The 12,599-nt window shown below is 66.8% G+C and carries 15 protein-coding genes; 6 read left to right on the plus strand and 9 right to left on the minus strand.

The genetic code is table 11. The features are described from left to right. The first annotated feature begins 23 nt into the window (after positions 1-23). From mog to FBY20_RS18120, 3 genes are all read left to right on the plus strand, one after another. Entirely contained in the window at positions 24-656 is a 633-nt protein-coding gene (gene mog, locus FBY20_RS18110; protein ID WP_056326684.1) for a molybdopterin adenylyltransferase, read from the plus strand. Positions 657-753: 97 nt separating this feature from the next. Beyond that, positions 754-1,092, plus strand: a complete 339-nt coding sequence (locus tag FBY20_RS18115; protein WP_056326686.1) for a hypothetical protein — start codon at positions 754-756, stop codon at positions 1,090-1,092. A 5-nt stretch (positions 1,093-1,097) separates the two neighbouring features. Continuing rightward, entirely contained in the window at positions 1,098-1,964 is an 867-nt protein-coding gene (locus tag FBY20_RS18120; RefSeq protein WP_142053819.1) for a peptidoglycan DD-metalloendopeptidase family protein, read from the plus strand. A 30-nt stretch (positions 1,965-1,994) separates the two neighbouring features. On the opposite strand, the gene FBY20_RS18125 is transcribed toward FBY20_RS18120, so the two are convergent. From FBY20_RS18125 to FBY20_RS18155, 7 genes are all read right to left on the minus strand, one after another. Then, the gene (locus FBY20_RS18125; RefSeq protein ID WP_056326690.1) at positions 1,995-2,282 is read right to left on the minus strand and encodes a hypothetical protein; all 288 of its coding nucleotides are present in this window, start codon (positions 2,280-2,282) and stop codon (positions 1,995-1,997) included. 160 nt (positions 2,283-2,442) lie between these two features. After that, positions 2,443-2,706: a translation initiation factor IF-1 gene (infA, locus tag FBY20_RS18130; RefSeq protein ID WP_006221179.1), complete on the minus strand. Its 264-nt coding sequence runs from the start codon at positions 2,704-2,706 to the stop codon at positions 2,443-2,445. 518 nt (positions 2,707-3,224) lie between these two features. Beyond that, entirely contained in the window at positions 3,225-3,764 is a 540-nt protein-coding gene (locus FBY20_RS18135; protein WP_056326692.1) for an SRPBCC family protein, read from the minus strand. 36 nt (positions 3,765-3,800) lie between these two features. Further along, positions 3,801-4,253 carry a GFA family protein gene (locus FBY20_RS18140; RefSeq protein WP_142053821.1) on the minus strand — a complete coding sequence of 151 codons (453 nt, stop codon included), beginning with the start codon at positions 4,251-4,253 and terminating at the stop codon, positions 3,801-3,803. A gap of 152 nt (positions 4,254-4,405) precedes the next feature. Then, complete coding sequence (locus tag FBY20_RS18145; RefSeq protein ID WP_142053823.1) at positions 4,406-4,921, minus strand: GAF domain-containing protein; 516 nt, start codon at positions 4,919-4,921, stop codon at positions 4,406-4,408. Continuing rightward, on the minus strand, positions 4,918-5,892 hold the full coding sequence (locus tag FBY20_RS18150) for a tripartite tricarboxylate transporter substrate binding protein (RefSeq protein ID WP_142053825.1): 975 nt from the start codon (positions 5,890-5,892) through the stop codon (positions 4,918-4,920). The genes FBY20_RS18145 and FBY20_RS18150 overlap by 4 nt, the downstream gene beginning before the upstream one ends. 58 nt (positions 5,893-5,950) lie before the next feature. After that, entirely contained in the window at positions 5,951-7,786 is a 1,836-nt protein-coding gene (locus FBY20_RS18155) for a gamma-glutamyltransferase family protein (RefSeq protein WP_142053827.1), read from the minus strand. 111 nt (positions 7,787-7,897) lie between these two features. Between FBY20_RS18155 and FBY20_RS18160 the strand changes: the two genes are divergently transcribed. Next, entirely contained in the window at positions 7,898-8,857 is a 960-nt protein-coding gene (locus FBY20_RS18160; protein ID WP_142053829.1) for a LysR family transcriptional regulator, read from the plus strand. Between the two features lie 175 nt (positions 8,858-9,032). Continuing rightward, the gene (locus FBY20_RS18165; RefSeq protein ID WP_056326704.1) at positions 9,033-9,467 is read left to right on the plus strand and encodes a hypothetical protein; all 435 of its coding nucleotides are present in this window, start codon (positions 9,033-9,035) and stop codon (positions 9,465-9,467) included. A 37-nt stretch (positions 9,468-9,504) separates the two neighbouring features. Here the strand turns inward: FBY20_RS18165 and FBY20_RS18170 are convergent, their stop codons facing one another. Together FBY20_RS18170 and FBY20_RS18175 are read right to left on the minus strand one after the other, a co-directional pair. Then, positions 9,505-9,888 carry a hypothetical protein gene (locus tag FBY20_RS18170; RefSeq protein ID WP_056326706.1) on the minus strand — a complete coding sequence of 128 codons (384 nt, stop codon included), beginning with the start codon at positions 9,886-9,888 and terminating at the stop codon, positions 9,505-9,507. A gap of 133 nt (positions 9,889-10,021) precedes the next feature. Further along, on the minus strand, positions 10,022-11,350 hold the full coding sequence (locus FBY20_RS18175; protein WP_056326709.1) for a dicarboxylate/amino acid:cation symporter: 1,329 nt from the start codon (positions 11,348-11,350) through the stop codon (positions 10,022-10,024). Positions 11,351-11,623: 273 nt separating this feature from the next. On the opposite strand from FBY20_RS18175, the gene FBY20_RS18180 reads away from it, so the two are divergent. Then, positions 11,624-12,523, plus strand: coding sequence for an SMP-30/gluconolactonase/LRE family protein (locus FBY20_RS18180; RefSeq protein WP_142053831.1), 900 nt, complete (start codon positions 11,624-11,626; stop codon positions 12,521-12,523). Positions 12,524-12,599: the final 76 nt, after the last annotated feature.

A 12,599-nucleotide genomic window follows, 5' to 3' on the forward strand; every position in this document is an offset into this window, starting at 1 on the left:
ATTGCCGGATTCCCCGCTACGCCATGACCCACATTGCCCGCATCGCCCGCAGCCACCCCGACGAACTCATCGTGGGCCTGGTGTCCGTTTCCGACCGCGCCTCCACCGGCGCCTATCAGGACCAAGGACTGCCCGCGCTGCGCGAGTGGCTGGGCGGGGCGCTGGCCTCGCCGTGGCAGGCGGTCGACCGGCTGATTCCCGACGAGCCGGCCCGCATCTCCGAGACCCTGATCGAGCTGGTCGACGGCTGCGGCTGCGATCTCGTCCTGACGACCGGCGGCACCGGCCCGGCGCGGCGCGACGTCACGCCCGAGGCCACGCTGGCCGTCGGCACCAAGGAAATGCCCGGTTTTGGCGAACAGATGCGCCAGATCAGCCTGCGCTTCGTGCCCACGGCCATCCTGTCACGTCAGGTGGCCGTCATCCGCGAAACGGACGGCCATGCCGCCCTGATCGTGAACCTTCCCGGCCAGCCCAAGTCCATCCGCGAGACGCTGGAAGGCTTGAAGGGCGAGGACGGCGCCGTGCTGGTGCCCGGCATCTTCGCCGCCATCCCGTACTGCATCGACCTCATCGGCGGTCCCTACGCCGAGACGCGTCCCGAGGTCATCGCGGCCTTCCGCCCCAAGTCCGCCCGCCGCCCGCCGCAGGCGTGAAGCCTTGGCCGGGCGTTGCCGGGCCAAGGCGCCAAAAGACCGTGCGGTATAGTTGGCCGCCCCGATCAATCCCTACCGACCGAGAGTTTCCATCGTCATGAAGGCTCGTATCATCCTGTCCCTTACCGTCCTGGCTGCCCTGACCGCCTGCGCCAACGTCAAAGACGTCCGCGACCGCGAGCCCGTCTTTTACGGCTCGACCGCGCGCACCGCCCAGGACTACACGCAATGCGTGGCGGACGCCTGGAAGGGGCTGGGCGTCAATTTCGAACAGAAGCCGGTGCGCAATGGTTACGAGCTCATCCTGCACGGCAGCCTGGGCGTCGAGGCCGTCATGACGACGACCCACTGGCAGGGCAAGACCGAGACCCGCCTGTCCACGCGCATCGCCCGCCGCGACCAGACCATCATCGAACCGGCCAACCTGTGCCTGTAAGCCCCATGTTCGAACGCCGCGACGTCCTGCGCGCCGGGCTGGCCGCGGCCAGCCTGTGCCTGGCCTGGCCCGCGCGGGCGCAGCAGGGCAGCTACATCAGCCGCAAGCTCGACGCCCGCGTGCCGGGCGGGGTGGCCGTCCTGACGCTGGGCGACGCGGCCAGCGCGCCCGAGGTCACATACCAGGACCGGCGCGTGCTGGTGGTGCGGGAACAGGGCAAGCAGTGGATCGCCGTGGTCGGCATCCCGCTCAGCGTGAAGCCGGGCCAGGAGCACGTCCAGGTCAAGGACGCCGCCGGCACGCGCCAGGTGGCCTTCTCGGTGGGGGCCAAGGATTACGTCGCCCAGCACATCACGCTCAAGAACCGGCGCCAGGTGGATCCGAACCCGGACGATCTCAAGCGCATCGAACGCGAGCTGGCCGAGCAGATCGAGGCCTACCGCGGCTTTCGTGCCGGCGTCACGCCCAGCAACCTGATCCTGGACCGGCCCGTCAACGGCGGACGCCTGTCCAGCCCGTTCGGCCTGCGCCGCTTCTTCAACGGCCAGGAACGCAATCCCCATTCAGGCCTGGACTTCGCCGTGCCGGCCGGAACGCCCATCAAGGCGCCGGCTGCCGGGGTGGTGGTGCTGGTGGGGGATTACTTCTTCAATGGCAAGACGGTATTCCTGGACCATGGCCAGGGCTTGATCAGCATGTTCTGCCATATGTCGGCCGTCGACGTGAAAGTCGGCGACGAGGTGCCGCGCGGCGGCGTGGTGGGCAAGGTGGGCGCGACCGGGCGGGCGACAGGCCCGCACCTGCACTGGAACGTCAGCCTGAACGATGCGCGCATCGATCCGGCGATCTTCATTGGGGCCTTCAAGCCCTGACGAACGGCGGGGATCGAGGGCGGGCCGGGTTCAGGCCTGCTCTGCCGCCAGCGCGATGCGCTTGAGCACGTACTGGTGCATGCGCTCGGCGTATTCCATCTGCTGCTGCACGCTGCGTTGGCCGGCCTCCTGGTCATCCAGGCAGTTGTCGTATTTGGTCTTGGCTTCGGCGTAGGTCAGGCCGGTGTTGCGCAGGCTGTTGATGAAGGCCTCGCGCGACTGGCGCAGCAGGCGCAGGCCTTCCTCGCCCTTCGCGAATCTTCTTCGCGCCAGGGCAAGCTGGTCTGCGGCGGCTTGCAATTCTTCTTTCAGGTCCATCGTGCTTCGTGCGTATCCGGCCTGGCGTTGCGCCAGGCGAGGGAGCGCCATTCTTTCATGAACAGGCGTTCCACGCATTACGGCAGAACGCGAATCGGGCTTTAGGATTCGCGAAAAGTAGGTGCCGGGCGCCGGCATGAAGCCGGCCCGGGCGGCCGGCTTAGCGGCGGTATTGCTGAGGACGATGCGGGGCGGGAGCGCGTTCGTCCTTGTGGCGGAAGTTGATGCGGCCCTTGGTCAGGTCATAGGGCGACATTTCCAGGGTGACGCGATCGCCCGCGAGGATGCGGATGCGGTGCTTGCGGATACGGCCGGATGCGTAGGCGCCGACTTCGATGCCGTTGTCCAGTTTGACGCGGTAGCGGCTATCGGGCAGCACTTCGTCAACGATGCCATCCAATTCGATGAGTTCTTCTTTAGCCATGCTCTACTCCTTGATCAAAACGCGCAGCCATGCCGGCGGCATGAGGCGCCGCGCAAGGCGGCAAGCGCGTCGGACTCGGATAAACCGGTCCAGCGGTTTGAACGCAAAAAAACGTTCGGGCAAGCGTGGGTATGGGCCACGGCATCCGAAGGGATGTCTGAAATGGCGGATACTCGCGCCCTGAGGTAAGTGCGCGCGGTGCGCGCCGGGGTCGCGGCGTGGGTGCTGCGGGCACCTGGCCGGAAGAAGCGGGGTTGCAGCGGTTGCGGCAACGCCTGGCGCCACGAGGACTGCAGCGGCGTGCTGGGCAGTGACGGGGGCGCCCAATAAAAAACCGGATCTCGTTCGCGTCGCTGACGTTCATTCAGTAGCGCCCTTTGGTGGGCGCTACAGGTTGGCACGCAGGATGACCGAAGTCCGGTTTTTGCGGAAAAATCACGGTCTTATGTTACTGCAAAGCGGGCGGTTTAGCCAGCTTTTATGCCAGATCGGCCCGTGATAGTTGCGCTTGAACGACTCTAGCGCCGGGGGATGCGGCGCTGGTACTCGGCCTCCCAGGCGGCATTGGCCGACCAGAACGGGCCCGGATCGCGGCCGGCCAGCCGGGCTGCGAGTACGTTCAGATGCGTGTGCCAGCCGCCCGCCACGTCGACCATGTCGTCCCGGGTGGCAAGCTTGCGGTGAGTGAGGACGAGCAGGGCGGAATCTGCTTTGGGGGACAGTTCGAACATCACCTCGGATGGCGCGCCCGCGGATCCGCCCCAGGTGTAACTCAGGAGGTGCGGCGGTTCGCACCGGGTGATGAGGCCTTGCGTGGTGAGGCCTTCTTCGTAGGGCTTGTAGGCCTCGGGCGTCGGTTCGCGCACGGAGGACAGGTCGGCATGCAGGAACCGCAGCGTGACGCCGCCCCCTTCCATCAGGTCCATGTCGCCTGAAGCCAGCCACTGGCCGCGCTTGTCGGATTCGGTCAGCCAGGCCCACACCTCGTCCACGCTGGCCGGCAGCGTGCGCGTGAAACGCAGGGTGGTGGGGTCCAGTACGACGCCAAAGTCGCTCATATCAGTCTCCTGTGAAGTCCGGAGCCGGACGTGGGTTCATCTTCCGTGTGAAAAGGTCAGTGGCGGCACCTGCGGATCGTGCTCGGGCGCTTCGTCCATGGCGCCGGGATGCTGGGGCAGCGCATCCGTGATGTCGTACCACGGCGCCTTGCTCGCGACATGGTAATGCGCCTCGGGCTTGACGCCCGGATCGTCGTCCAGCGGGCCCAGCGGCAGGCCGTAGACGTCGGGCGTCTGGTCAAAGCGGCTGAGCAGGGGCGTGCCGCAGGCCTCGCAGAAGCCCCGGTAGTTGCCGGGCGACGAGGCGTACCAGGTCACGTGGTCTTCCCCCTGGGTCCAGGCAAAATCCTTGGACTGGACCGTTGCGCGGCTGCGGAAGGCCGCGCCATGCGTCTTGCGGCACATCACGCAATGGCAGTTCAGGGCGTCGGTGAGCGTACCGTTGATCTCGTAGGCGACACGGCCGCAGAGGCAGGAACCTTTGATCATGATGAGCGCCAGGCAGGTTGGGGAATAACCCCAATATACCCGCGGCGCCGGGCGTCGGCTCCCGCTTTTGAGCCGGATGTCTTTCAGATCGTTGCTGCGTCGGGGTTTCCGCCGGATGCCGGGCAACGCGCGGCATCCGGGCCGGGCAGCGGTCAGGCGGCGGGCTGTGCCGCCTGCAGCGCATGGAACGCGGGCAGGGCCAAGAGGGCCGCCAGCCGTGCCGCGTCAATGTCCGCCTGCGTCACCGCGGCGCGCGGCATCAGGAAGTTCACGGTGCCCAGGCACGCGCCGCCATAGACGACCGGCACGTTGATGACGGATTTCAAGCCCAGTTCGCGGATGGCGTCGTGGTCGTTGAAGAACTCGCGGATGGCGTCCTGTCCCTGGCCGACGAACACCTGCTGCTCGAGCAGGACGTGCCGGCCCCAGGCCGTGCCGGTCTTGTCCTTGCTCCCGCCCGGCGGGTAGGCCTGCGGGTTCGAGCTATACAGCCGCACCACGCGCATGGCGCTGGCGTCGTAACGATTCACGGTGCACAGCGTGTGCGCGAGGGCGAGCCCGGCGTAGGCATCGATGGCCTGAAAGGCCGCCTGCGCATTGCCCTGCGCGTACGCCTGGCCGATGGCTTGCACGCCCGTGGCGGCCGGGCTGAGGGCGTGGTCCGTCATTCCGCGGTGATGCCCAGTTCTTTGATCAACTTGCCGTACTTGTCGGCGTCGCGCGCCAGGATCTGGCCGAACTGCTCGGGCGTGGTGTCGGTCAGCAGCACGCCCATGTCGCCCATCTTCTTGATGACATCGGGCCGCTTCAGAATCACGTTGATCTCGCGGTTCAGCCGGGCCGTCAGTTCGGGCGGCATGCCGGCCGGGCCAAACGCGCCGTACCAGACCGCCAATTCATAGCCGGGCAGCGTTTCGGCCACGGTGGGCACATCGGGCAGCAGCGGCGAGCGCTGTTCTTCCGTGACGGCCAGCAGCTTGAGCTTGCCCGACTGCACGTGCGGCAGCGTCTGCGTGCCGGCGCTGAACAGCACCTGCGTGCGCCCGGCCACGGTGTCCAGCACCGCAGGCGCGCCGCCGCGGTAGGGGATGTGCATCATCTTCACGCCGGCGGCCTTCTCGAACAGGACGGCGCTCAGGTGGTTGGTCGAGCCCTGTCCCGCCGAGGCATAGGCCACGTTGTCGGGATTGGCCTTCACGTAGGCGATGAATTCCTTCAGGTTCGAGGCCGGCACCGACGGATGCACGACCATCGTGTTGGTCACGAGGGCTAACTCGGCGATCGGCGTGAAATCCTTCACGCCGTCGAACGGCATGTTGGAATAGAGCGCTTGGTTCATCGTGTGGGTGCTCATCGAGCCCACCAGCAGCGTGTAGCCGTCCGGCTTGGCGCGCGCCACGAACGCCGTGCCGATGTTGCCGGACGCGCCCGAACGGTTTTCGACGATCACGGGCTGGCCCAGCGATTGCGTCAGGCCTTCGGACAACACGCGCGCCAGGATATCCGTGGAGCCGCCGGCCGCCCACGGCACGACCAGCGTGATGGGCTTTTCGGGCCACGCGGCCTGCGAAAGCGCGGGCGCGGCCATCGCCAGTCCCAGCGCGAACGTGCGCAGCAGTCGTTTGAGTTGCAGTGTCATGGTGTTTACCCCTTGCGTAGTGTCCGGCTTCTGAGAGCCGGTCGAAAGAAAAAGTGATTTAGCGGCCGACGGCGTATCCCTGCATGCCACGGGGATTGGCGGCGGCGCGCAGCAGCAGGCGTCCGCCCGCGGCGGGTTCGCGCGTGCATGCGCTGATGCGGCCTTCGGACCAGTCCGGTCCTACCTTGACGTCGTGACCGGCCGCGCGCAGCGCATCCAGCGTGGCCGCGGGCATGCGCGACTCCACCGTCAACCGGTTCAGCGTCAGCGCGCGCGGCCAGAACGAACCTGGAAAGTGATCGATATGCCAGGACGGCGCGTCAATCGCCGCCTGCAGGTTCATGCCCATGGCGTGCCGCAGGAAGAACGCGACGGTCCATTGGTCCTGCTGGTCGCCGCCCGGCGTGCCGAACGCCATGTAAGGCTGACCGTCGCGCAGCGCAAGGCCGGGCGACAGCGTGGTGCAGGGGCGCTTGCCCGGTTGCAACTGGCCCGGCACGCCATCGTCCAGCCAGGTCATCTGCAGGCGCGTCGTGAGCGAAAAGCCCAGCGCGGGCACCACGGGACTTGACGACAGCCAGCCGCCCGACGGCGTGGCGGCCACCATGTTGCCGTCGCGGTCGATGACGTCGATCTGGCAGGTGTCGCCCACGAACAATTCGCGCGAGGCCCATTCGTCGACGGGCGGCAACGCCGCGAAGGTCGGTTCGCCCACGCCGTAGCGCGTGTCCGAGGCGGCCAGTGTGCGGATGGCGGCGTCCAGGTCGGGCAGGCGCGGCGGCAGGCCCCCCGGACTGCCGGGTTGCAGGGTGGGGCAGGCGCGGTCGCCGATGGTGGCGGCGCGCGCCCGCGCGTAGTCGTCGCTCAGCAGCGCCGCCAGCGGCACCTGCGCGTGATCGGGATCGCCATACCAGGCGGTGCGGTCGGCAAACGCCAGCTTGGCGGCTTCGGCCACACGGTGCACGAACTGCGGCGACAGCGGGTCCAGCTTGTCCACGTCAAGGTGGCGCAGCAGCGCCAGCTGTTGCAGATGCACCGGGCCTTGCGACCAGACGCCGCATTTGGCGACCGTGTAGCGGCCATATTGCGTGGTCAGCGGTTCGTCGTAGGTGGCGCGCCAATCGGCCAGGTCGGCCTTGCGCAGCAGCCCGCGGTTGCGCTGGCCGGTGGTGTCCAGCGCGGCCTCGTTGGTGTAGAAGCTGTCAATCGCATCGGCGACGAATCCCCGGTACCACACGTCCAGCGCCGCATCGATGCGGCCGCGCCGGTCGGTGCTGGCGGCATGGGCTTCGTCCAGGATGCGGGTGTAGGTGGCCGCGATGGCCGGCGTGCGGAAAAGCGCGTCGGGGGCGGGCACGCGGCCGCCGGGCAGCCAGACCTCGCCCGAGCTTTTCCATTCGTCGCGAAACAGCGCCTGCACGGCCAGGATCGCCTGCGAAATCCGCGGGACCAGCGGAAAGCCGTCGCGCGCATAGTCGATGGCTGGCCGCAGCACGTCCGCCAGCTCCCACGTGCCGTAATCGCGCAGCAGCGTCAGCCAGGCGCCGAACGCGCCCGGCACCGTGGCGGGCAGCAGGCCGATTCCGGGCACGAGGTCCACGCCCAGCTCGCGGAAGTAGGCGGGGGTCGCCAGCGCGGGCGCCGGGCCTTGGCCGCACAGCGCGCGCATGCGCTGCTCGCGTTCGCTCCAGATCAGGATGGGGACTTCGCCGCCGGGTCCGTTCAGGTGCGGCTCGACGATCTGCAGGACGAATCCGCCCGCCACGGCCGCGTCGTACGCGTTGCCCCCGCGCTCCAGCACGCTCATGGCCACTTGCGAGGCCAGCCAGTGCGTGGACGAGACCACGCCGTACGTGCCGCGTATTTCAGGTCGGGTGGTGAAGGACGGATTCATCGCGGGATACCGGGAGGGCAGGAAATGATGCGTGCAGTATAGGACCCAGAAATAACTGGTTTTATCTTTATGGGCATAATTGCATAACCAAATGGTTATCTGGAAAACGCCATGAGCCGCGATGCCGTCCGACTTGCCAACCGCCTGAAGCACCGGCACCTGATGCTGCTGGTCAATATCGACCGCCATAAATCGCTGACGCGGGTCGCCGCGCAGACGGGCATCAGCCAGCCCGCGGTCACCAAGTCCCTGGCCGAGCTGGAGGACATCTTCGGCGCGCCCCTGTTCCTGCGCACGGGCAGCGGCCTGCAGCCTACCCAGCTGGGCAATCTGGCGCTGGTGCGGGCGCGTCACATGCTCAGCGATCTGGACCTGTGGGAGCGCGAAGTCGAGGCCTTGCAGGCCGGGCGCTCCGCGCACCTGCACGTGGGCGTGGTCCCGTACGTGTCCAGCGCCTTGCTTACCGCCGCCATCAGCCAATTGCACCAGCGCCACGGCGTGACGCTGAGCCTGCACCGCGCCACGACCGATCATCTGGTGCCGATGCTGCGCCAGCACGAGCTGGACTGCATCATCAGCCGGGCCACGTCCACGGTGATGCACGAAGACCTGATTCATCGCGTGCTGTACCGCCAACGGCCCCGCCTGGTCGCGCACGGCCGGCTGGCCCAGCGGCTGGCGCGGCGCAAGCCCGACTGGGCTGCGGTGGCGGCGCTGGACTGGGTCCTGCCGGCGGCCAATACACCCACGCGGCAATTGATCGTCGAACACTTCATCCGTGCCGGGCTGCAGCCGCCGTCGCCCGTGCTGGAGGCCTATTCGACGGATGTGATCGAGGGCATCCTGTCGCAGAACGAATCGTCGATTTCGGTGGTGCCCGAAGACATCGCGCGCGAACTTTGCCAGCGGGGCAGGCTGGGCATGGTGCCGTGGGATTTTGGCTGGGAGCTGCCGCCGATCAACCTGATCCGGAGGAAGCGCGAACAGGCGTTGACGGCCGAGTCGCAGTTTTCCGACATCCTGCTGGACCTCTGCGCAAACGCGGCAGCACCCGCGCCTGCGCAGGCCTGACCTGCACGGGCGGCGCAAGCCTGTCTGGCAAGACATGCACATGTCCTAGGCGCAAAAACGTCGCTTCCCGCCACAGACGAAGTAGCCGGCATCTGGTTAAATGGCTGAAAGGCCACACGGCCCCGGGCAAGCCGCTGCCTTTTCCGGCTTGCCCTTCCAATTCACGGAGCCCCAGATGGCACGATTCAATTTCACCCAGGACCTCGAAGAACCCGATCTGTGGGCGGCGGAAAACGTCCCCGCCGGCGAGGGCCGGCCCCCCATCCACGTCATGATCCAGACCGACGGCGAAGAGCCCGATGCGGGCGCATCCAAGGTGGTCAAGGGCATCCTGGACAACCTGGACGACCAGATTCTGGCCGCGGCCGACTTCCTGCTCGACAACTATTCGTACGAGCACTGCAAAAAGCTGGGCATCGAAGACGACCAGCTCCTGGCCGAAGAAACGGCCGAAGCCATGGCGGAAAAAGCCGTGCTGCGCGCGCTGTGGCTGTTCGACGAAGACGGCGACGGCTACGAGCTCTGGTTCACGCTGCCCTGGGACCCGGTGCACACCTACGACGTCGAGTTCGAGGACGGCGCGCCCGTGTCCTGCTCGGTAAACGACTGACGAAACGACTGACGCCACCCGGCCAGCCGGGGCAAGGTCAGCGCGGCAGTTCGTACCGCGTCGCCAGGCTTTGCCCCAGCGATTCGTCGTACTTGTAGCGCACCTTCAACGGCTTGCCCCGCAAGATGGTGCGCGCTGGCACGTTCTCCAGCGCCACCTCCACCTCCTTGTCCACGAACTCGCCGCAGTCCGTGTCAGCCCTTTCGCCGTCGGGAATGTCGGCGGCTTTGACTTTCAGTTTGAACAGCACCTGCGTCAGCGCCGTGCCGTCGGTCCGGAACTGCCGGTAGGTGGTGGGAAAGGTGGAGACCGTGCCCGTCAGGTCGCAGGAAATGCGGGTCCAGGCATGCGCAGGGGGAATGCAGGCGAACAGGCCGGCGGCAAGCGCCGCCGCCGCGCGGGGCGAAAACAGAAGATTCATGGTGTGCGGGGCCGGGCGCGGCGCCCATGCGCGCCTCGCCGGTGCGTGACGAAAAGGGCTTTTATGTTGCGCCCGGCACTCGCGCCGGTCAAGCGGGCGCACCATTGAAAACGGGCCGTTACGGCCCGTTTTTTCATGCGTTCTGGCTGGCGGTCCGCGCCGGTTGCGGGGTCGCGTCCACGGTTCCGGAAACCGTCTCGCCGGCAATCTCGGCGTCCGTATCCGCGGGCAGATCCTCTTCATTGCCTTCGAGCTTGGCGATCACGGCCGTGGCCAGGCTGTTGCCGACCACGTTCGTGGCGGTGCGGCCCATGTCGAAGAACTGGTCGATGCCCATGATGAGCAGCAGGCCGGCTTCGGGCAGGTGGAACATCGGCAGCGTCGCGGCCACCACCACCAGCGAGGCGCGCGCCACGCCGGCCATGCCCTTGCTCGTCACCATCAGCACCAGCAGCAGGGTGAGCTGCTGCGTGAAACTCATCTCGATGTTGTAGGCCTGGGCGATGAACAGCACCGCGAACGACTGGTACATCATCGAGCCGTCAAGGTTGAACGAGTAACCCAGCGGCAGCACGAATCCGGAAATGCGCTTGGACACGCCGAACCGCGCCAGCGCCTCGATCGTCTTGGGGTAGGCCGATTCGCTGCTCGCGGTCGAGAACGCCAGCAGGGTCGGTTCCTTGATGAGGCCGCCCAGGCGGCGCGTGGACTTGCCCAGGAACAGGTAACCGACGCCGAACAGAATCGCCCACAAAAGGGCCAGGCCCAGATAGAACTCACCGATCAGCTTGCCGTAGCTGATCAGCACGCCCAGGCCCTCGGTCGTGATGGCGGCCGCCATCGCGGCGAACACGCCCAGCGGCGCAAAACGCATCACGTAGTCGGTGACGCGGAACATGATCTTGGCCAGTTCGTCGATCATGTTGTAGATCGTGTTGTGGCCCTTGCCGCGGATGAACGACAGTGCGGCGCCGAAGAACAGCGAGAACACCAGGATCTGCAGGATCTCGTTGTTGGCCATTGCTTCGGCGATGCTCTTGGGAAAGACGTGCGCAATGAACGCCTTGAGCGTGAAGTCGCCCGTCTTCAGGCCCGATGTCAGCCCCGCGTCCGGAATCGCCAGGTTCATGTGCGCGCCGGGCTGGAAGATGTTGACCAGCGCCAGGCCCAGCAGCAGCGAGATCGCCGAGGCCGCGATGAACCAGATCATGGCGCGCATGCCGATGCGGCCCACCGCGCTGGCGTCGCTCATGCTGGCCAGGCCGGTCACCAGGGTGGCGAACACGAGCGGCGCGATGATCATCTTGATCATGCGCAGGAAGATGTCGGTGACAAGGCTGAAGTACGACGCGATGTGCGCCGCCTCCTGCTGGTTCTGCGCGAACTTGTTGCAGAAGTAGCCCACCACGATGCCCAGCACCATGGCGATGCCGATATAACGCGTCAGCTTCTTAGTGTTCATTTGAATACGGGAAAACGGGAGCCGCCGCTTGGCCCGAGGGGCAGGTCCGCCGGCATGAAGGCGGGGGCGGGCGGTCCAGTGACGGACATGCCAGGGGTCCAGGTACTGCTCGGGTTAACCCTTGGGGCGCGATGTTAACGCCGCAAACCTGACAGCCAGTTGTCAGTTTAGGGACGGATCAGCCATGCCAGAATGCCCCTTCCGGTCTTATCAAGTCAGGCCGGGCGCCACCTGGGAACCGGCCCCGAGCGGGGCGACATGGGAGACAAAGCAATGCCGAATCGCGAATTGTCCGTACTGGCTTCCGGCTACACCTATCTGGAGGGGCTGCGCTGGCACGAAAACCGCCTGTGGGCCTCGGACTTCTATACCGGGCAGGTCATCACGGTGACGCTGCAGGGCGCAGTGGACCGTGTCTGCCTGGTGCCCCAGCAGCCCTCCGGCCTGGGCTGGCTGCCCGACGGCCGCCTGCTGATCGCCTCCATGAAAGACCGCAAGCTGCTGCGCCGCGAGGCGGACGGCACGCTATCGGTTCACGCTGACCTCTCCGCGTTGACCGGCGGCCCCATCAACGACATGGTGGTGGACGCGCAGGGCAGGGCGTATGTGGGCAACTTCGGGTTCGACATCATGGCGGGCGAACCGGTCCGCACGACCACGCTGGTGCGCGTGGACCCGGACGGCGTGGCGCAGGTGGTGGCGGACGGGCTGTGCTTTCCCAACGGGTCGTTCATTACGCCCGACGGCAAGACGCTGATCGTCAACGAGACCTTCGCGAACCGCATTTCTGAATTCGACATCGAGCCCAATGGCGTGCTGGGCCCGCGCCGCGACTGGGCCAACTTCGGCGAGCTGCCGCCGAGCGACGACCTGGCCACGCTGATCGCCGCGTCAAAGATCGCCCCGGACGGCGGCGCACTGGATGAAGAAGGCGCGCTGTGGGTGGGCGATGCCATCGGCAAGCGCATCGTGCGGGTCGAACGGGGCGGCAGGATCCTGGAACAGATCGACACGGGCGAGTTCGGCATCTTCGCGGCCGCGCTGGGCGGCGCCGACGGCAGGACGCTCTTCATGGCGGCGGCGCCGGATTTCGTCGAAGCCAATCGCCGGGCCAAACCCCAGGCCCGCATCCTGATGACCCAGGTGGACGTGCCGCACGCGGGCAGGCCGTAGGCCACAGCCCTAGGTCACAAGCGGGGCGGCAAAGGCCTGGCGTGCCGGACTTCTGGTCCGCATGGACGAGATCGCA

The sequence above is a fragment of the Achromobacter sp. SLBN-14 genome, assembly GCF_006715415.1.
GTDB lineage: Bacteria > Pseudomonadota > Gammaproteobacteria > Burkholderiales > Burkholderiaceae_B > Achromobacter > Achromobacter mucicolens.